General features: G+C 48.2%; 16 protein-coding genes. 11 read left to right on the top strand and 5 right to left on the bottom strand.

Going from position 1 to position 21,523, the window contains the following annotated elements:
- Window positions 1-93: 93 nt before the first annotated feature.
- Window positions 94-2,244, bottom strand: coding sequence for an elongation factor G (gene fusA / locus D9Y29_RS21910; RefSeq protein WP_127132339.1), 2,151 nt, complete (start codon window positions 2,242-2,244; stop codon window positions 94-96).
- Window positions 2,245-2,411: 167 nt separating this feature from the next.
- Between fusA and D9Y29_RS21905 the strand changes: the two genes are divergently transcribed.
- Together D9Y29_RS21905 and D9Y29_RS21900 are read left to right on the top strand one after the other, a co-directional pair.
- Window positions 2,412-5,024: a S8 family peptidase gene (locus D9Y29_RS21905; protein ID WP_127132337.1), complete on the top strand. Its 2,613-nt coding sequence runs from the start codon at window positions 2,412-2,414 to the stop codon at window positions 5,022-5,024.
- 76 nt (window positions 5,025-5,100) lie between these two features.
- Window positions 5,101-5,949: a glycosyltransferase family 2 protein gene (locus D9Y29_RS21900; protein WP_127132335.1), complete on the top strand. Its 849-nt coding sequence runs from the start codon at window positions 5,101-5,103 to the stop codon at window positions 5,947-5,949.
- 154 nt (window positions 5,950-6,103) lie between these two features.
- On the opposite strand, the gene D9Y29_RS21895 is transcribed toward D9Y29_RS21900, so the two are convergent.
- The 4 genes from D9Y29_RS21895 to D9Y29_RS21880 form a co-directional block, all read right to left on the bottom strand.
- Window positions 6,104-6,502 (bottom strand): hypothetical protein, encoded by a 399-nt coding sequence (locus D9Y29_RS21895; RefSeq protein ID WP_127132333.1) that lies wholly within the window; start codon window positions 6,500-6,502, stop codon window positions 6,104-6,106.
- Window positions 6,503-6,576: 74 nt separating this feature from the next.
- On the bottom strand, window positions 6,577-7,044 hold the full coding sequence (gene rpsG / locus D9Y29_RS21890; protein ID WP_127132331.1) for a 30S ribosomal protein S7: 468 nt from the start codon (window positions 7,042-7,044) through the stop codon (window positions 6,577-6,579).
- A 32-nt stretch (window positions 7,045-7,076) separates the two neighbouring features.
- Entirely contained in the window at window positions 7,077-7,457 is a 381-nt protein-coding gene (rpsL, locus tag D9Y29_RS21885; protein WP_127132329.1) for a 30S ribosomal protein S12, read from the bottom strand.
- Window positions 7,458-7,577: 120 nt separating this feature from the next.
- Entirely contained in the window at window positions 7,578-8,642 is a 1,065-nt protein-coding gene (locus D9Y29_RS21880) for a branched-chain amino acid aminotransferase (protein WP_127132327.1), read from the bottom strand.
- Window positions 8,643-8,878: 236 nt separating this feature from the next.
- Here D9Y29_RS21880 and D9Y29_RS21875 point away from each other — a divergent pair, with 236 nt between their 5' ends.
- The 9 genes from D9Y29_RS21875 (at window position 8,879) to D9Y29_RS21835 (ending at window position 21,522) form a co-directional block, all read left to right on the top strand.
- Entirely contained in the window at window positions 8,879-9,466 is a 588-nt protein-coding gene (locus tag D9Y29_RS21875) for an RNA polymerase sigma factor (RefSeq protein WP_164735515.1), read from the top strand.
- A 67-nt stretch (window positions 9,467-9,533) separates the two neighbouring features.
- Complete coding sequence (locus D9Y29_RS21870; RefSeq protein WP_127132323.1) at window positions 9,534-10,685, top strand: FecR family protein; 1,152 nt, start codon at window positions 9,534-9,536, stop codon at window positions 10,683-10,685.
- Window positions 10,686-10,778: 93 nt separating this feature from the next.
- Window positions 10,779-14,396, top strand: a complete 3,618-nt coding sequence (locus tag D9Y29_RS21865) for a SusC/RagA family TonB-linked outer membrane protein (protein ID WP_127132321.1) — start codon at window positions 10,779-10,781, stop codon at window positions 14,394-14,396.
- A 22-nt stretch (window positions 14,397-14,418) separates the two neighbouring features.
- Window positions 14,419-15,909 carry a RagB/SusD family nutrient uptake outer membrane protein gene (locus tag D9Y29_RS21860; protein ID WP_164735514.1) on the top strand — a complete coding sequence of 497 codons (1,491 nt, stop codon included), beginning with the start codon at window positions 14,419-14,421 and terminating at the stop codon, window positions 15,907-15,909.
- Between the two features lie 20 nt (window positions 15,910-15,929).
- Window positions 15,930-16,847 (top strand): hypothetical protein, encoded by a 918-nt coding sequence (locus tag D9Y29_RS21855; protein ID WP_127132317.1) that lies wholly within the window; start codon window positions 15,930-15,932, stop codon window positions 16,845-16,847.
- 13 nt (window positions 16,848-16,860) lie between these two features.
- Window positions 16,861-17,562 (top strand): RNA polymerase sigma factor, encoded by a 702-nt coding sequence (locus tag D9Y29_RS21850; protein WP_164735513.1) that lies wholly within the window; start codon window positions 16,861-16,863, stop codon window positions 17,560-17,562.
- 188 nt (window positions 17,563-17,750) lie between these two features.
- Complete coding sequence (locus D9Y29_RS21845; protein ID WP_127132313.1) at window positions 17,751-18,206, top strand: DUF2059 domain-containing protein; 456 nt, start codon at window positions 17,751-17,753, stop codon at window positions 18,204-18,206.
- 25 nt (window positions 18,207-18,231) lie between these two features.
- Window positions 18,232-19,158: an ABC transporter ATP-binding protein gene (locus tag D9Y29_RS21840; RefSeq protein ID WP_127132310.1), complete on the top strand. Its 927-nt coding sequence runs from the start codon at window positions 18,232-18,234 to the stop codon at window positions 19,156-19,158.
- A gap of 9 nt (window positions 19,159-19,167) precedes the next feature.
- Window positions 19,168-21,522, top strand: coding sequence for an ABC transporter permease subunit (locus D9Y29_RS21835; protein WP_127132308.1), 2,355 nt, complete (start codon window positions 19,168-19,170; stop codon window positions 21,520-21,522).
- Window position 21,523: the final 1 nt, after the last annotated feature.

Here is a 21,523-nt window from a genome sequence, read left to right as displayed (position 1 = left end):
TACCCGGGAGCGCCGCCAGATAGTTTACACAGCCTCACATGTAAAAGGGCCGACCCATCAGGTCAGCCCTTTAATATCTAAAGCAAATTGCTATTAATCTTCAACTTTTGCTTTTCCTTTCACCTTCGCGATCACTTCTTCAGCGATGTTGTTAGGAGCAGGAGAATAGTGAGAGAACTCCATGGTAGAAGTTGCACGGCCGGAGCTCAGTGAACGTAACTGTGTTACGTAACCGAACATTTCAGACAGGGGAACTTTTGCTTTGATCACCTGCGCATTGTTACGGCTGTCCATACCTTCCAGCATACCACGACGACGGTTCAGGTCACCTGTAACATCACCCATGTACTGGTCCGGAGTGATCACTTCCACTTTCATGATAGGCTCCAGGAGAACAGGCTGTGCTTTACGGGCTGCCTCACGGAAACCTTGCTTGGCACAAAGCTCGAAACTCATAGAGTCAGAGTCAACTGCGTGGAAGCTACCGTCGAATACACGGACCTTCATATTCTCAACAGGATAGTTGGCCAGCACACCGGTACCCATGGAAGCCTGGAAGCCTTTCTGGATGGCGGGAACGAACTCACGGGGAATAGATCCACCGAAGATATCGTTCACGAACTGGAACTGCTCGCCTTCGTTTGTTTTCAGCCACTCTTCATCGGCAGGACCGAATTCGAAGATGATGTCGGCAAACTTACCACGACCACCAGATTGTTTCTTCAGCACCTCACGGTGTTCGATCGTTTTACGGAATGCTTCTTTATAGGCAACCTGGGGAGCGCCCTGGTTTACTTCTACTTTGAACTCACGACGCATACGGTCGATGATGATCTCCAGGTGCAGCTCACCCATACCACGGAGGATGGTTTGACCGGTATCTTCATCAGTATTTACGCGGAGTGTAGGATCTTCTTCCACCAGTTTGGCGATAGCCATACCCATTTTGTCAACGTCTGCCTGTGTTTTAGGCTCAACAGCGATCGCGATCACAGGCTCAGGGATGAACATGTTCTCGAGAACGATCGGATGGTTTTCGTCACAAAGGGTATCACCGGTCTTGATCTCCTTGAAACCAACAGCCGCACCGATATCACCTGCTTCGATGAAGTCGATAGGGTTTTGTTTGTTGGCGAACATCTTCATGATACGGCTGATACGCTCGTTCTTGCCGGAACGCATGTTCTTAACGTAAGAACCGGCATCGAGGTGGCCGCTATAACACCTGAAGAACGCGAGACGACCTACGAAAGGATCGGTCATGATCTTGAAGGCCAGCGCTGCAAAAGGTGCTTTGGGATCAGCTTTACGAACTTCGTTCTCACCAGTCTCAGGATTAACACCTACAGTATCTTCGATATCTACAGGAGAAGGCAGGTAACGGCAAACAGCATCCAGTGCAGTTTGTACGCCTTTGTTCTTGAATGAAGAACCACACATCATCGGAACGATGCTGAGGTCGATGGTAGCCTTGCGGATAGCCTCGTGTACTTCAGCTTCAGAGATGCTGTTGGGATCATCGAAGAATTTCTCCATCAGTTTATCGTCATACTCTGCAACAGCTTCGATCAGCTGTGCTCTCCACTCTTCTGCTTCTTCCTTCATGTCATCAGGTACAGGGATGGTAGTGAAGGTCATACCTTCAGTAGCCATATCCCAGATAACACCTTTCATGGTGATCAGGTCAACCACGCCTTTGAAATCATCTTCTGCACCGATAGGGAGCTGAAGAGGAACGGCTTTGGCGCCCAGCATTTCCTTCACTTGTTTTACCACATTCAGGAAGTCTGCACCGGAACGGTCCATCTTGTTCACGAAACCGATACGGGGAACCTTGTAACGGTTTGCCTGACGCCATACAGTCTCAGACTGAGGCTCAACACCGTCAACGGCAGAGAACAGCGCGATCAGACCATCCAGTACACGCATGGAACGCTCCACTTCTACAGTGAAGTCCACGTGACCCGGAGTATCGATGATATTGAAGTAGTATTTCTTGGTGTTTGCATCAGCCTTACCGTTAACGGTAGGGAATTGCCACTGGCAGCTAACAGCAGCAGAAGTAATGGTAATACCCCTCTCCTTTTCCTGTTCCATCCAGTCAGTGGTAGCGCCACCGTCGTGTACTTCACCAATCTTGTGGATCATACCGGTATACCTCAGGATACGCTCTGTGGTAGTGGTTTTGCCGGCATCGATGTGAGCCGCAATACCAAAATTTCTTTGTAGTCTTAAGTCTGCCATGACTTGTTTTTGTTTGCTTTTTAATGTGAACAGGGAACAATTATCCCTGAAATTTGGTGCGCAAAGGTAATCAAATTACCCGGAAAAATACGTGAGACAGCCGCAAAATTTATGTGGCCCGCAGGCAGTCACAAATATTTAACTTTAAGAACAGCGCCGCCTGAATCATGAGAAAATTCTACCTGCCGCTCGCCTTATCCGGATGGCTGCTTTCCGCAACCGCCCAGCAACCAGGCCCTGCCCCTTCAGGCAGGCTCAGCCCCGCCGCTGTCAAAAAATTAACTGACAATCAATCCACTACATGGTGGATCCTCTGCAAAGATACTTCCCTCCTCAGGAAACAGCTCATTAAAATCGGGGGCAATCCCGTATCGAGACATGATCCCCGCACGGGGCTCACCGTCCTCAATGCCTCCCTGCCGGAATTGCTCCCGCTGATCCGGAATGGCCTGGTCCGCTATGCCGACCGGCCCCGTATTCCACGGGAAGAGCTCACCATAGTCACTTTCGATGCCAGCGCCAACCAGCTCAATACCATCCGCCACCTGCAGCCCTCCCTCGATGGCCGCAACCTGGTGCTTAATCTCAAGGAACGCAGTCCGGATACAACCGATATCGATTTCCGGGGCCGCTTCCTTTCTACACCGCTTGCGGATGCAAATACTTCCACCCACGCCACCATTATGGGAACCATGGCAGCAGGCGCAGGCAATTCTCATAGCACCGGCAGAGGAGCCGCCAGCGGCGCTATTATCAGCTCCGCCAGCTTCACCAGTCTTTTGCCGGAAAAAGATGATGATTACCAGCGTTATCGAATCAGCGTCCAAAACCATTCCTACGGCACAGGTATCGAGAATTATTACGGAGCCGATGCATTCGCCTACGATGCAAGCCTCATCGCCAATCCGGCGCTGGTGCATGTTTTCAGCGCAGGCAATGAAGGACTTGCCGCTGCTGAAAACGGCGTCTACGCCAATCTTCCCGGGTTCGCCAATCTAACCGGCAGCTTCAAAATGGCAAAGAATATCATCACTGTTGGAGCAATCGACTCTTTTTACAATATCGCTCCCCTCAGCTCACGGGGACCCGCATACGACGGTAGACTAAAACCCGAACTCATGGCATACGGACAGGATGGAAGCTCCGGCTCAGCGGCTATCGTTTCCGGTATCGCATTGCTGTTGCAGCAACGCTACCAGCTCAACCTGGGCAATACTGATCTTCCCCCCGCTTCACTCGTAAAAGCCATACTCATCAACAGCGCTGATGATCTGGGGAACGAAGGACCGGATTTCACTTCTGGTTACGGCAATGCCAATGCGGCCAATGCCTTACTAACGATGCACAACAACCGATTTTTTACCGGTACCCTGCAGCATGATGAAACCATCAGCTACGATCTGAATATCGGTCCCGGTATCAGGAGATTGAAAGCCACCCTCTGCTGGACAGATCCTCCCGCAGGTCCCGGCAATACAAAAGCATTGCTGAATGACCTCGACCTGCAACTGAAACATACCGGATCTGGTGCCGTTGTTTATCCCTGGGTGCTTTCACAGGCTGCACATGCTGATTCATTGAACAAGCCTGCCCATCGCGGTATCGATACGATCAACAACATTGAACAGGTTTCCCTCGACTTTCCTGAACCCGGACAATACCAGCTGATCATTAAAGGCAGCAAGGTTAGCGGACCGCAGGCTTTTTCCATCGCCTGGCAGGCAGATACTGCCAACCGTTTCCAATGGTATGCGCCAACAGGGTCCGATCCATTGAGAGGAGGCGCAACCTATGTTCTGCGGTGGTCATCCACTTTCGCAGAAAGCATGGGTATTCTTGAATATTCAACAGACGGCATTAATTGGCAACTGATAGCACATGCGGACCTGTCGAAAAGATGCTATCGGTGGGCGGTGCCGGACATCAACTCCCTGGTTCGATTGCGCATCACCGTTGGTTCGAAGATCATTCAGTCGGACGAATTCATTGTCAGTTCGCGTATCACCGGTTTCACCGGTTTCAACTGCACAGATAGTTTCCTGGTCGGCTGGAATAAGTCGCCCGGCGTTCCGCAATATGCACTGTTCACCATCGGTGCCGGTGACCGGTATCTTCGTCCCATAATCACTTCCACTGCCGATACCCAGGCTGTTTTCAAAAAAGATCAGCAACCGGAATTATTCTATGCCGTTGCTCCGCTGATTGGTGGAAAGACCGGACAAAAAAGTTTCACTTTCGACTATACCACACAGGGAGCAGGCTGTTATATTAAAAGCTTTCTTGCTTACTTACAGGACGCAGACCGGGTATCCATCACAGCAGAGCTGGGTACCTTGTACCGGGTAAAGCAGATCGTATTGGAAAAGTTGGGGCCGGCAGTGGCAACATTTTTACAGACCGTTGACCTTCCTTCCGCCAGTTCATATCGATGGGAAGATGATCAGCTTTTGCAGGGAGAGAACAGTTACCGGCTCAGGATCGAACTGGTAACAGGGCAATTCATCTACAGTGAACCGGAGAAAATATTGGTAGTGCAACATGGCAACTATCTCGTTTGGCCCAACCCTGTTGCGGCAAACAGCGGCGTATGGATCCATGCAAAGGATTTCAACGAGGCCCTTATTCAATTGTACAACGTACAGGGGCAACTGCTGAAACAACAGGCGCTGGTCGGTTTTCCGCAATGGTTGCCGCTAACGGGTTTGAAGAGCGGACTGTATTTCCTGGTGATGAGGAGGAATGGCAATCAGGCGGGCAGGTTATCTTTATTGATCAGATGATACAATGAATACAAAAAATTAAATTGAGATCATTGTCAATTCCTTGGCTATTTTTGGCCCCAAAGAACAGAACCCGATGAACCATTCCACCCGTTTTTCGATCCTCATACCCACCTGGAACAACCTGCCCTATCTCAGGTGCTGCGTTGAAAGTATCAGGAAGAATTCCATCATTCCTCACGAAATAATCGTTCATGTGAATGATGGCAGCGATGGTACACTCGGGTGGGTGAAACAACAACCCGATATCAAATTCAACCACAGCGATACCAATATTGGCATCTGCCTGGCAATGAACCTGGCCAGGCCATTGGCTACAGCTGACTATATCCTGTATATCAATGATGATATGTATACCTGCCCCGGCTGGGATACGGAGCTGATGAATGAGATCCGGCAGATCGGGCATAAAAATTTCCTGCTCTCAGGCACACTGATTGAGCCCGATAGCAAAAATGTTTGCACCATCAGCAAAGACTATGGAAAAGATATCAGCAGTTTCCGCGAAGAGGAGCTGCTGCGTACATTCAAGGACCTGCCGATGAAAGACTGGCAGGGCACCACCTGGCCTCCGAATATCATGCATAAGGACCTCTGGGACATGATCGGCGGCTACAGCATCGAGTTCTCTCCCGGTTTTTATTCCGATCCCGATCTCTGCATGAAACTTTGGTTACTGGGTGTAAGGATCTTCAAGGGAGTAGCGGCCAGCCGCGTCTATCATTTCGGAACAAAATCCACCGGCCGCGTAGTTGCGAATAATGGTTACCGTACGTTCCTGCGCAAATGGGGGATCACATCCAGCACTTTCACCGAGTATTACCTGAAGAGAGGAAAAACATACGATGGCCCGCTGACCGAACCGCAGATCCCGGGTAAGGTCAAATTCAAGAATTACATTAAGAAACTGGGACAGCTTTCCTGAATTAGCGGCGAGCGGCAGTCGCTCGCCTCTGGCGAGTGAGTTTTGTTTAGTCGCCTCCGGCGACGCGGTGTTCGCCGGAGGCGAACAAATAGAAGTCACTCGCCGGAGGCGGGCGACAGCCAGCTCTCCGCCTTTTTAGCCGGCCTCGCCTTAATTATTTCAACCTGTAATAAAAATGGGATTGCGCAGTATCAACAATGATCTCCAGCGTATCCTGTGACCTGATCTTCCAGGCAAAATCATTTACATATCCATCCATATAGAAGTGGATACTGTCTGGCGTGGCCCTGTACAGGAATCCATCAGTATTATTGGGATAGTAGAGCGAGTCTTTACTGAGCCGGAAGCTCATATGCGTATCGCCGGTCATAGCCCAGGTTCCGATCAGCGGGCGGACGGTGATTGACGCTGCGGAATGTTCGCTGGGATCTTCAACAGGTGCGATAGTTGCGGAATCATGTTTGGCGCGCGATTCAGTGCCATTGGCTCCCTGCTCATGACAGGCGAGAACCACTATAGTGAGCAGTAACAGATGGGCAAGTGTTCTGATCATAAGGTGCAGGCATTACGGAATAAACAAAAAGCCCCCACCAGGGTGAGGGCTCAGTTATATGGATCAAAGTGACATTAAACTTTGAAGTGAGAGAAGGCTTTGTTTGCCTCAGCCATACGGTGAGTGTCTTCTTTCTTTTTGAAAGCAGCGCCTTCACCTTTAGCGGCAGCAACGATCTCGTTAGCCAGCTTCTCAGCCATGCTACGACCGTTCCTCTCGCGGCTGTAGCGGATCAGCCATTTGATGCTGAGGGAGATCTTCCTGTCCGGACGAACCTCGGTAGGAATCTGGAAGGTGGCACCACCGATACGACGGCTGCGAACTTCAACCGCAGGTGTAACGTTGCTCAACGCCTTTTTCCAAATTTCATAACCGTTTTCATTGGTTGTCTTTGACACGCGATCCATCGCATCATAGAAAATGGTGAAGGCAGTGTTCTTCTTACCTTCCCACATCAGGTTGTTCACGAAGCGCGTAACCAGAGCGTCATTATATTTAGAATCAGGCGCCGGGGCGATCTTCTTGGCTTTTGTCTTCCTCATTTATGAATTATTTATAAATGCGTACTGTTTGATTATTTTTTAGCTTTTTCCTTTTTAGTACCGTATTTGGAACGGCTCTGCTTTCTGTCCTTCACACCGGCAGTATCCAGGCTACCACGTACGATGTGGTAACGAACACCTGGCAGGTCCTTCACACGACCACCCCTTACCAGCACGATGGAGTGCTCCTGCAGGTTGTGACCTTCACCCGGAATATAGGCGATCACCTCTACTTTGTTTGTCAGACGCACTTTGGCAACCTTACGCAAAGCGGAGTTAGGCTTCTTCGGAGTAGTTGTATAAACACGGGTACATACGCCGCGACGGAATGGTGAGGAATCCAGAGCTCTTGATTTGCTCTTTGCCTTGATGATCTCTCTTCCTTTTCTTACCAGTTGTTGAATTGTAGGCATTCTAAACCTTTTGATTTTTGGGACGGCAAAGGTAACCCCCTACCTGTTATTTACCAAATTTTGAAAATCTAATTTGTGAAAAATTTTAACTGAGCGTTTTTTACACTGTAAATGAACCGCTTACACTTTGAATAACCAGCCATGATTATCGGCAGCCCTGCCCTCACGGATATCGGTCAGCCTTCTCTTCATTTCAGGAGCGGCCTTCCACTCGTCTACATTGAAAGTCATTACAAAGTCCTTGTATTTCAGCTCACGGATCGGAGTGATGGTAGCCGCAGTACCTGTTCCGAACACTTCCTGCAGCTGGCCTTTCTTGTACAACTCAATCATTTCCTCGATGCTCACCTCGCGCTCTTCCACGTTATACCCCATCTCTTTCATGATGGTGATGGCGCTGGATCTTGTAACACCATTCAGGATAGTGCCCTGCTCCAGGTCCGGCGTAAGTACTGTATTGCCGGTAACGAAGAATACGTTCATCGTTCCGATCTCCTGCGCATATTTATGCTCGGCTGCATCGGTCCACAATACCTGGTCATAACCTTGTTTACGGGCCTCGGCCGTTACCAGCATGCTGGCGCCATAGTTGCCTGCGGCCTTTACAAAGCCAATTCCGCCAGGAGCGGCGCGTGTATAGGTCTCTTCAACATAGATCCTTGCAGGTGTGCTATAATAAGGCCCTGTGGGGCTAAGGATGATCATGAACTTGTAAGTGTCAGATGCTTTCACGCCAATCACTTCATCAGTTGAGAACATGAATGGACGGATATACAGAGAATGATCTGCATAATCAGGGATCCATTTTTTATCGAGGCCGATCAGCTGGCGCATGCCTTCGATGAAGATCTCTTCAGGAACTTCCGGCATCTGCATGCGTGTGGCGCTTATATTGAAACGTTTCCAGTTATCAAACGGACGGAAGATAAATGCCTCACCTGCCGCATTCCTGTACGCCTTGATACCTTCGAAAATTGCCTGCCCGTAATGAATGGCTGCAAGAGACGGAGCCACAGAAAGATTCTGATATGGCTTGATCTCTACATTCGTCCACTCACCATTGATATAATCCGCAACCAGCATATGGTCGGTAAAGAGTTTTCCGAAGGGGATATTCTCCAGGGGCGTGTCATTCAACTTGCTACGTTCAGTTTTTGTAACAGGAATGCTATAGGCATCAATCATATTTCCTTTTGGTTTTAGAACCACAAAGAAACGAAGAAAGTAGGTGGCTACAAAATGAAGGCGATTAAATTACTAACAAATGTTAGCACATCTGCCTTTCACCATCTTCCGGCATCAGATCTTATAAAAATTGAACTGCTCAGCAAGAAAAATCCTAATTTGGAAAAAATTAACCCGGCCAATAAATTGATCCGCATGCCCATCAAGCTGCTTCACCATCCCCTGCCGCATTGCTTTTGAACAATTATCAGACATATACTGAACAACAGTTGCTGGAATCCCTTAAACTCAGTGAGGAAAAGGCTTTCACAGAAATCTACAACAGATACTGGGAACAGTTGTACCGATCGGCATACAGGAAGCTGACAGACAAAGCCGCTGCAAAGGAGATCGTGCACGATGTGCTCTTCGACATCTGGAAAAGAAGGGAATCGCTTTCAGTGGAACATCTTCCCGCCTATCTGGAAAAAGCTATCCGCTTTCGCGTGATCAATTATATCAACAGGAATAAGTCCTCCCATTTCCTGGATGTTTTCCAAACCATCCTATACTCTCCTTTTGAAGCAGACAGCCAGGTGAACATGCAGGATTTCCTTAAACTGCTCGATGCCTGGATTGCAGCGCTCCCGGAGAAACGCCGGCAGATCTTCGTCAAATATTATTATGAAAACCTTTCCGCCAGGGAGATTGCATCGGAATTGGACTTATCCACCAAAACCGTTCAGAACAATCTCAGCATTACCACACAACAACTGAAAGCCTGGATGATGCAACTGATGGTGATCATGATGGTTGTTTCCGGTTCTTCCCATTTCAAAGCCTGAAAAAAAAGTTCCGGTTCGTCGGGAAACAGGTTATTTTTTTGTGACTACAACTTAAACGGCCTATTGCATGCTCAACAGCAGTGATCAGAAATATGTACAGGAATTATTGAAAAGATATGAGCTGGGAACGGCTACAGCGGAAGAAATTCATTTCGTTGAAACGTATTTCGATTACCAGAATGCAATGAGCCAGCAGCAGAATCCTTTCGCTTCTGATGAAGAAAAGACGATGCTGGAAAAAGAAATGCAGGCAAAACTGTTACAGGAGATCCGTGGAGAAGAAGCTCCTGTGATCCCCATGAAACGCAGGTTCCCTGTAAGATGGGCCGCGGCTGCTGTACTGCTGATAACCACCGCCATCGCCGCTTACCTTTACTTTAGGAACACCGGCGCAGATCAGCCTGTGATCGCTGCAACAGAACAAACAACACCAGTATCCCGCGATCGTGCGGTATTGAAACTCGCTAACGGGCAGGAACTGCAGCTTGACAGCCTGCATGGAAAGATCCTGCAACAACAGCACCTGACCGTGAACAACGATAGTGGCATGCTGCACTACAACAGCAATACCACCAAACCGGAAAACCATACGCTCTATACTCGCAATGGCACTCAATATGAATTGCAATTGCCGGACGGAACACATGTATGGTTGAACGCAGCCTCGTCCATCACCTATCCTACCATATTCACCGGCAACAACAGGGATGTAACCATCACCGGTGAAGCCTACTTCGAAGTAGCCCGTAACAAGAACATGCCGTTCCGCGTAATGGCAAACGACATGCAGATAGAAGTTACCGGCACTCATTTCAATGTAAATACCTACACCAACGAACCTTTCCTCACAACAACACTGCTGGAAGGTGGCGTAAATGTCACCAGGAACAACAACACCGTGCAGTTAACTCCCGGACAGCAATCACGAAGCGGAGCCGATGGAAAAATTTCCGTCAGCAATGATGTGAACACTGAAGAAGTGATGGCCTGGAAGAACGGGTACTTCCATTTTGAAAGCGCCAGCCTTGAAAGCATTATGCGACAGGTTGCCAGATGGTACGATCTCCAACTGGTTTATGAAGGAGCTATTTCCAAAGAGAAGTATTTCGTGATCATCAAACGGAACAGCAGCCTGCAGGCAGTATTGAAAGTACTGGAGGCGAACAATGTCCGTTTTACTATTGATGGCAAAAAGCTGACGGTTAAGGCCATTCAATAATTACCAGAAAAATCGATCAGGCATGGAGGCCCGGTGCATGCATCCCGGGAGGATCCCTATGCGCCATAACGAACCAAAACAGAAAGCTTCAAAATGAGAATGCTCAAACAACTAATGCTGATGCTTTTGCTGACTGGCCCATTGAAATTGGCGGCCCAGAACAAAAGCCCCCTGGTTACACTATCGGTGAAGAACCAGCCGCTCAAAGAAGTATTCCGCTCCATTCAGTCGCAAACAGGATTGAATATCATGGTCACGGAAAATATATTGTCCCAGGCTGGTAAAGTCAGTCTGAAAGTGAAAAAAATGCCGCTGGACCAGGTACTGGAACAGTGTTTCAGGAATACAGACCTTACTTATGAAATAGTGGAAGGAACGATCATTGTTAAGAAGAAAGCAGAAGGCGCCCATTTGGCACTTACAACGGAACTTACATTTTCCGACCTCATTGTACAGGGACGTGTGCTCAACAAATCCGGCGCCCCGCTTGCCGGCGCTACCGTGAGCCTCAAGGGTAAGCCCCGCTACACATTTACCGATGAGCGCGGCGCATATGCCATCCCGGTAGCCAAAGATGATGAACTGATCTTCTCCTTTGTGAACTTCAAGCCCCTGCAGGTAAAAGTAAAGGGTCGTGAAAACATCGATGCCGTGCTGGAGCTCAACGATAAATCAATGGACGTAGTTACCATCTCCACCGGTTACCAGCGCATCGAGCAGAAATACCTTACCGGTTCCGTTACTTCACTGAAGATGGATTCCATCATCCAACCCGGACTCACCACAGTAGACAAAATGCTGGAAGGACGCGTGCCCGGCATGATCTACATGCAAAACTCCGGACAGCCCGGAGCCGCACCCAGGCTGCGCGTAAGAGGCACTTCCACTTTTCTCGGTTCACAGGAACCGCTCTGGGTAGTGGATGGCATCGTGCAGGTAGATCCGGTTCCCATCCCCGCCAATAAGATCAACGACCTGGATTTCGTGAACCTGGTAGGCAATGCCATCTCAGGTATCAATCCTAACGACATTGAACAGATAGATGTACTCAAGGATGCCGCTGCAACAGCATTGTATGGAGTTCGTGCAGCTAATGGCGTTATAGTGGTCACCACCAAAAGAGGCAAACCTGGCCCACCTGCAGTCAATTATTCCGGCAGCCTCACCTATACACGCCGCCCGCGGTATACAGACAAAGACGTGAACATGATGAACTCACAGGAAAGAGTGGAAGTTTCCAAAGAGATCATCGATAAACAACTCCCCTTCTTTGGTATTCCCGAAGGATATGAAAAAGCAGTACTGGATTACTACAATGGGCTCATCGACCGCGATACTTACCTGGCCCGTATCAAAAGCGCAGAAACCATCAATACAGACTGGCTCAAACTGGTAACCCAGGATGTATTCTCTTCCAATCATACCCTTGGCATTTCCGGGGGAAATCAGCAGAGCCGCTACTACGCCTCACTGGGATACACAAACGAAACTGGTGTAATAAAATCTGAATACAGCAAACGGTATACAGGCAGGCTTGGATTTGATGTGAACCATAAGAACTTCAAAGCACAGTTCTCCATCAATGCCAATAAGAACGACCGCCATTACACACCGCAGGAGTTGGCCATCCTGAACTATGCCTATGGCACCAGCAGAACAATTGGTGTGAACAATGAAGATGGCAGCCCTTATTTCTATCCCACCAAACTGAACAATTTCACCTACGTTTCTTCATTGAGCAGACCCAGCTTCAATATCCTGAATGAGATGAACCGCTCGGGACAAACAGTGAATGGTTCCAGCTATACGGCCACAGCCAATCTCAATTACCAACTGTTGACTGGTCTTCAGCTCAGCGCCGTGCTTTCATACACTTCCGGACAAACCGAACAGAAAACCTGGTATGAAGAAAAAACAAATTTCATGGATAAGCTGCGCGGGGAATTTCCGGACGACCCCAATCACAATGCGGCGCCTTTTGGAGGGCAATTGCAAAGACAAACTGCTCGTCAGCAAAATTATACGGTACGCGGTCAGGCAGACTTCAGCCGTTTCCTCGATGCAGGAAACAAGCACCAGTTGAATGCTTCGCTGGGCAGCGAGGTTACTTCTCAGAAAAGCAGCGCCATGTCTCAAACCCACAGGGCCTATTACCCGGAAAGAGGTTTCAGTTTCGGCACCGTTGATCCACGCGATTACCAGGCCTACGCCCTATGGCTGGCTAACAATGGCAAACCCCAGATCGTGGAAGGACTGACCAATCTCCTGTCTGGTTATATGACCACCACCTATATTTTCGACGATAAGTATATCATCGGCGCCACCGCCCGCTCTGATTTTTCCAATGCATTCGGTTCCAAAAGCAATGAAAAGTTCCTCCCCACCTGGTCTCTGTCCGGAAGATGGAATATGCATAAAGACCTGTTTGCGCATACGAAATGGATGAACATGGCTGCGCTCCGTTTCTCTTATGGCACACAGGGCAATATGCTCCCCAACCAAACACCTTATACCATCATCCAGAAAGAAGGTCTCAACAGTGTATACCAGGGCTTTCAATCCATTATCTCATCCTACCCCAATCCCAATCTCAGATGGGAAAAAACACAATCCTATAATCTCGGTCTCGATTTTTCCATTCTCAACAACAAGATCAGCGGCACCATCGGATTCTTTTACAAGAAAACAAGTGACGCCTTCCTGACCAAGCAAGTATCACAGGTGAATGGAACAGGAAGCTATATCGTGAATGGCGGCATTCTCGAGAATAAAGGTTTTGAGCTCAACTTCAATTTCATTCCCATCAACAATATCGGGAATAACCTTACCAAAAAAGGATTCATCTGGAGGATCGATCCGCAACTCGGTCAGGTATTCAATAAACTGCTCAACAGTTCGCTGGATAATAACAGGAATGTATTGGTGGATACTCGCTCCATCACTTATCAAAATTATCTGAATGGTTCCATTCCTATGAACGGAAAAGCCATCAATACATTCTACTCCTATCGTTTCAAAGGGCTCGACAACAGAGGCAAGCCGGTTTTCTATGGCCTGGAGCAGGAAAACGCCGAAGACTTATTGAACAAATTCAAAAAGATGACGAATGAAGAGATCTTCCGATCCATCCTGGTGGAAACAGGAAGAAGGGAACCCATACTACAGGGCGGTGTGTCAAATTATTTCGGCTACAGGAACTGGACGCTCAATTTCACTTTCACTTACAGTTTCGGGAACAAGATCAGGCTGATGAGAATTGCATCCGGCAATTACGGGACCTTTCAGCCTACTTCACAACAAAACCTGCGAAGGGAATTCGTGAACCGCTGGAGATATCCCGGAGACGAACTGATCACGAATATTCCCGGATTGTCCAACTCTGCGGAAGTTCCCTGGTGGTCGTCCACTCCCAATTATTCCGGCCCCTCACTGGGCTTCAACGGATACCAGATTTACGACGATTCCGATATCCGCGTGGTGAAAGGCGATTACTTGAAGCTGCAATCCTTTGAGCTCGCCTGCAATTTGGGGGCGGAGCTCTGTTCAAGGATGCATGTGAAATTCTTCAGACTGAGCCTGACAGGTTCTAATCTCTTCACCATCGCCAGTAAGGAATTGAACGGACAGGACCCCACACAATCGGGCATTTCTCCAAGTATCAATTTATCACTGAGACCTGTTTACACTTTCAATATCAATGTCAGCCTCTGATCCATCCATTAAATCAGCAACTATGCGACTACTTCAAAATATTGTGCCCCTCATCTGCCTGTTGTTCATCACCGGCCTGTTCTCTTCCTGTAAGAAATTCCTGGCCAGCTATTCCCAGAACCAAACATTCAATAAAACAGCTTCAGACCTTGAAGAGTTGTTGCTCGGCCAGGGCTATGCCATTCAGCAGCCCATCCTCTGGGCACACCTGCTGGATGATGATGTTGACGGAAATCCCAGTCCCAACCCATCCGGAGCATCATTCACCTACAACTTTTCCGGTTACCATAACTGGCAGCCTGTTCCCTGGCTCACCTCCTACGGAGGAGAACTGTTCGACGATTATTATACAGCCGTTTACAAAAGGATCGCAGCACTCAATACCGTTTTGTATGATGCGCCGGAAATGAAAAGAAAAGGAGAACCTGAAGAGCTTCTCCGGAAGGTTTCGGGAGAAAGCCATTTCCTGAGAGCCTACTATTATTTTTACCTGGCTAACCTGTATGGACAACCGTACAATCAGGCCACTGCATCCGTTGACTATAGCATTCCCCTGAAAACAGATCCGGCAGTGGAAGACAAGGTATTCAGCCGTAATACCGTTAAAGAAGTGTTCGACCAGATCCTGAGCGACCTGCTGGAAAGCGAAAAAGAGCTCGATTCACACAATGAAAATTCCAGGATCCGGGTCAACAGGACCACCGCACAGGCAATGCTGAGCAGGGTCTATCTCTTCATGTCTGATTATGAGAATGCCATTGCATACGCCGATAAGGTGATCAGCAATAAAAAGTACCAGCTTATAGATCTCAATAACCCACCGGCTGGCCTACCATTCCTGGACAAATCATCCCAGGAGAATATCCTCTGTTTTCCTTCAGCCCTGGGGTCTGGACTGTTTACGAAAATGCAGAACAGCAGTTTCACGTTTGGCGACAATTTCAAAGTATCGCAGGAATTCAGGTCTTCCTTTGCGGCCAGTGACCTGCGTATTGCGGCCTTCTTCGAACAAAGCGGCAACGGTGAAGTGCTGGCAAGAAAAGGAGGCAACAACATGAATGAAATGGAGTCCTATATCATTCGACTTCCCGAGGTCCATCTCATCAAAGCTGAAGCCCTGGCCATTCTGGGCCGCGATGCAGAAGCATCGCTGGCAATACAGGAGCTCAGAAAGAAACGTTTCAAACCCGGCCAGCTCAGTCCCGTAACCGAAACCGGCGCAGCCCTCGTCAATTTCATCCGGGAAGAAAGAAGAAAAGAGCTCTGCTTTGAATGGCATCGCTGGTTCGATCTGAGACGATATGCAGTGAATACACGCTTTCCGTTTGAAAAATCCATTCATCATACCGCATATGGTTACAACAGTTCAGGCAGGTATATACAAGGGTATTACAAACTGAAACCCTATAGCCAGGACAAAGCCACCTGGGTGGCGCCGGTGCCCAAATCGGAAATTGAATTCAACCAGGGAGCTATCAAAAATGAAGTTCGTCCTGAGAGACCCATCATCTGATCACCTTCAATGCAGACATTATGCTCAACAATAAAATATGGATCATCGGTTGTATATTACTGATAGCAGCCTGTAAGAAAGAAGCCGCACTACAACCCGTCAACGCGGAAGAGAACCTGCTGGTGGTGAAAGACAATCCTTCAGATCCTGTTGACCACGCCATCTACCAGTTCTATCAAAGCACGGGGATCCCTTGTTTTTACAATGATACCATTTCAAGAAAACAGGTAGGAGAAAACAATGGCGTTCCCCGCTACTTCTATACAAAGCTTATTGTGAACTGGTCGCCGGCGCTGGGCACCGATACATTTACGCAATTCCGGTTACCGCTGGACAGGACCTCCCTCCTGCCCATGTTGCAACTGGTGAAAGAAGAATTGCTGCCGCTGGTGCCGGATCAGGTCCCGCTTCACAGTATTTTGTTTGCAGACACCATTTTCACTTATCCTGCCATCCCCGCCCCGAACTATCCGGCTAAAACAGAGCTCAATGCTCTGGGAGGGCTCAACACACTTGTGATCAGGATCGTGAATCCCGATACCATGAGCGCAGCCTCCAAAAAGGTTTACATCAACTCCATCCTGCAGGCGCTCGCATTCAAACAACTGTACAATACTCCATCCATCAACCTGCAGGCTGTATTTTTCAGTATTTCAAGGAACGCATTCAAGAATGAGATCTATGTCTCCGATTTCACCTTCCAGTACCCTGATGGAGACCGGAAACCCGAAGAATTCGGCCTGCTCTTTTACTTCGATATCTACGGCTATATCATCACCTGCTCGGAACAGGAAGACCTGCGAATATACCTGGATGTTATTTTCAACTATACCCCGGCTGAGCTGAACAGCAGGTATGCTGCCTGGCCAATAGTACTGGAAAAGATAAATGTGCTGAGAACGATCCTGAAGAATGCAGGATTTCTACTGCCCGGTTAAAACCTTATCATCCATGACATCCGCTAATCATACCCAACAGGAATTCAACAATATTGTACAATCGTATTCCGCCATACTGTTTGCCACCGTGATACAGCTCACGCGGAACAAACAGACAACAGAAGATATTTTGCAGGAAACCTTTCTCAGGTTATGGGAAAAAAAGATGGCCATGAAAAACGAGAACATCGGCGGCTGGCTTTATAGGGTAGCCCTGAACCTCGCCTACAAACACCTGAGAAAGGAATCCTGCAAAAACCGCATCCACGCTTCGTTACAGGCAGGTTGCACTACTGCCTCCAACGAAGTGGAAGAGCGGCTCCTTCAAAAAGAGAACAGGGGATTTTTTACTAAACTGTACAAACGGCTGCCTGAACAACAACAGGCGGTATACCTGCTAAGCAGTGAAGAAGGGCTTTCCCGCAACGAGATTGCCGCACAACTCAACATTTCTCCCAATACGGTTAAAAATCACTTATCCAGGGCCGTTAGGTTCATCAGGGATAATGTAAAATGCGCCTGCATCTTTCTACTTTTTTCTGTTATCAATTATATTTTTTTCAAATCAGGTAGTACAAAATCCGGGCCTGCGGATTTATTTAAAGTACAGGAACATTACAAAAGTACAGGTACTGATAACCGGTATCCTCCCGGCTTCAGCAGCGCCTCCGCAGGGATTTTCATCCTGCAGGTAATGCCGGTCAAAAACATTTAAATAAACGATAGGATTACGAATTAAGGTCGGAGAGCTGCCAGTCGCTCGCCTCTGGCGAGTGACTTGTATTTAGTCGCCTCCGGCGACGCGGTGGTCGCCGGAGGCGAACAAATATTCCTCACTCGCCAGAGGCGAGCGAGTGGGCTCCCCGATATTCAATAACATCCCAAAATTATAAAACAAAAAAGATGAAACTGAAATTCCTGGTGTTCTCAACTTTTATGCTGTTTGCGGCAATCACTGTACATGCACAAGCACAATCAGACTCCACACAGAAATACCAACTGATAGAAGAACTGTTCAAAATAACCAGGCTCGAAGAATCCTGTCGCACTACCGCTCAGCAGGCAGCAGACCAGGTGATTGCACAGAACCAGCTGCAAAGCAAAAGGGCCGAGGTGGAATCTTTCTATGCCAAATACATGTCTTACCAAAACATGAAAGAAATGATGGCAAAGCTCTATGCCAAATACTACACCACCGATGATCTGAAAGAGCTGGTAAGGTTCTACCAAACACCTGCCGGTCAGAAATTCAACACGGCCTCCATGAGTATCGCCAATGATGCTTTCATGGCCAACAATGCGCTGCTGCAATCGAAACAAAAAGAACTGCAGGACTTGATCAACCAACAAAATCCATAATCATCGCACCAACCCATTATCAGTTATGAGCTCCATTTTAAAAGTAGAGAACCTCTCGCACCGCTACTCCAGTAACTGGGCAATCCGCGACATCAACCTGGAGCTGGAGCAAACCGGCATTGTCGGTTTGTTAGGGTCCAACGGCGCAGGAAAGTCCACCACCATGAACATCATCTGTGGCGCACTCAACCAAACGGAAGGCAGGGTAACCATCAACGGGTTTGATACCCGCATCAATATGCTGGAAGCTAAGAAGCATATCGGTTTCCTGCCCCAGCAACCGCCATTGTATACAGACCTCACCATCGATGAATACCTCACCTTCACAGCCGAACTGCGATTGATGGACCAGGATAAAGTGAAAGATGCAGTGGAAGAAGTGAAAGAGAAATGCAGCATCGCGCATTTCAGCAGCAGACTGATCAGGAACCTTTCAGGAGGTTACCGTCAGCGCGTAGGCATTGCACAGTCTATCATCCACAAGCCCAAACTGGTGGTGATGGACGAGCCCACCAATGGCCTCGATCCCAATCAGCTCATCGAAGTACGTAAACTGATCCGCGAAATTGCGCAGGACTGCACTGTGCTGCTCTCTTCGCATATTCTCCAGGAGATCCAGTTGCTTTGTAAGGATGTGATCATGATCGAATCAGGCAGGATCGTATTCTCGGATACCATGGATGCATTCGACAATTATATGCAGCCCAACAGCCTGCTCGTCAAAATGGAGCATCCGCCCTCCGCTCCTGCACTTCAGGAAATTCCCGGCGTAACAAAAGTGGAATTCCTTACAGATAAACAAATGCGCATCTATTTCAGTGGTGATGCAGATATCACCGAAAAGATCATTGCCGCCAGCATGCAGCACGGATGGCATCTTCGCGAGATCAGTGTAGACAAGAGCCAGCTCGATGATACTTTCAGACAATTATCCATGCAAACAAATCCTTAATGACCGCTCATGAAGCTATTACTCAAAATAACAAAGAACGAGCTTCGTAACCTCTTCTATTCACCTGTTGCCTGGATACTCACCCTGCTCTTCCTGGTACTTTGCAGTTATACCTACACTTCCATCGTGTACGTATGGGCGAAGCAAACGGAGCTGATCTCGGGTTTCGATGCCTACATAAAGTTAAAGGCAACGGCATCTACTACCTTCGCGGTGTTCAATGATCCCTCGGGTGGTTTGTTTTTCCAGATCCTGCCGCATATCTACCTGTTCATTCCGCTGCTCACCATGAGCATCATCAGTCGCGAGATCAATAACGGCACCATCCGGCTCCTGTATTCATCTCCCGTTACCCTTCGCCAGATAGTACTGGGCAAATACCTGGCGCTCATGATCTACAACCTGGTGTTCATGTGCATGCCCGCCATCTTTGTGGTATCCGGTTATTTTGATATTCCGCACCTGGATTATGGCCCTTTGTTATCGGCCCTGTTGGGAATGTACCTGTTGTTATGCGCGCTTACAGCCATCGGATTCTTTATGTCTGGCCTCACTACCTATCCGATAGTGGCAGCCGTAGCCAGTTTCACCGTATTACTTGTTTTGGTTTACATCGGAGGTTTATGGCAGCAATATGATTTTGTAAGGGACATTACATATTTCCTTTCCCTGAACAACCGTGTGAATAAAATGATCGCAGGGCTCATTACCAGCAAAGACCTGATCTATTACCTGGTGATCATCTTTATGTTCGTCAGCTTCACCATCCTTAAACTCAAAGATGGCCGCGATCCCAAACCCTGGTCCATCAAAGCAGGAAGATACCTGGCCGTGATTGTAATTGGCCTCACGGCCGGTTATATCAGCTCACGGCCACGATTAATCGCTTATTGGGACACCAGCAACCTGAATGTGAACACCGCCCATCCGGTAACACAAAAGATGCTGAAAAAACTGGACGATGGTCCGCTGGAAGTTACGCTCTACGTGAACCTGCTACACCCCAGTTTTGAATATGGACTTCCCGGCAGACGCAATGCGTACATGAACGAAGTATGGGAGAAATACCAGCGCTTCAAAAGGGACATTCAATACAAATACGTTTATTTCTATGACCTCAGTCCTGCCAACGACAGTTCCATTTTTAAGTTTTATCGTGGCAAATCCCTTAAACAAATTGCCGGGGTGATCGCCAAAAAAGCACAGGTAGACTCCTCCATGTTCATGGGTCCTGAAGAGATCAGGAAAATCATCGATCTCAGCGATGAGAACAACAAAATGATCATGGAGTTGAGATACAAGAACAGGAAAACATTTCTCCGCACCAGTTTCACTGCCGGTACTTCAGGCGGCATCTGGCCTGGCGAAATGCTGGTGAATGCAGCATTCAAGCGGCTTACAGGAGAACCTGTTCCTAAAATATATTTCCTCAGCGGAGAACTCGAACGCAGCATCTATAAAAAAGGAGAACGGGAATACGATACACATACGGCCAACAGGAACAGCAGTGATGCCCTGGTCAATCTCGGTTTCGATGCAGATACCCTCAACCTGCAAACTCAGCCGATCCCCGGAAACGCCACAACGCTGGTACTGGCTGACCCCAGGATGGAACTAAGTCCTGCAGCACAACAAAAGCTGGAACATTATATCGGCGAAGGCCGCAACATGCTAATACTGGGTGAGCCCGGCAAGCAGCATGTACTGAATCCCATTCTCAAAAAAACAGGCGTCCGGTTCATTGAAGGTCAATTGGTGGAATCGAGACAAGATGAAACAGCGGAAAAGATCACTTATCATGGAACACCCGCCAGTTTTGAACTGGCCCGGGAATGGTGGCTCATCTTCTTCAAACACCTCAGTTCCCACAAGGTCCCCAACCTGATGGCCAATGCCTGGCTGGCTGGTGGTGCAGCCCCCGCTTATACGCAAGACAGTGGTTTTACAGTGAAGCCGCTCATCATTACCGGCGGAAAAGATGTGTGGGTGAAAAAAGGAAAATTGGTCACAGATTCAGTGCCCCCGGTTTTTGAACCATTCCAGGGAGATATCAAACAATCGTCCTTTCCAATATTCCTGCAGCTTACCAGAAACATCAATAACAGGGAACAACGCATCATTGTAGGCGGCGACGCCGACTTCGCCAGCAACCACAGGATAGTGCTGGATAATATGCGCTCCTTCTACAGCTGGCTCAACTACAACGAAGCCCCGTACTATACGCCCATTCCCTATGCGAAAGACAATTTTATGAGCCTTGGATCCAAAAGGGCTGCTGTTTATAATATCGTTTATGTATGGGTGTTACCAACTATTCTGTTACTAACAGGAATGATCATCCTAACCAGAAGGAAAAGAAAATAGT

Source organism: Pseudoflavitalea rhizosphaerae (assembly GCF_003991355.1).
In the GTDB taxonomy this organism is placed as follows: domain Bacteria; phylum Bacteroidota; class Bacteroidia; order Chitinophagales; family Chitinophagaceae; genus Pseudobacter; species Pseudobacter rhizosphaerae.
Note: the sequence above shows the minus strand (reverse complement) of the source record. Positions and strands in the feature narration are given on the sequence as shown.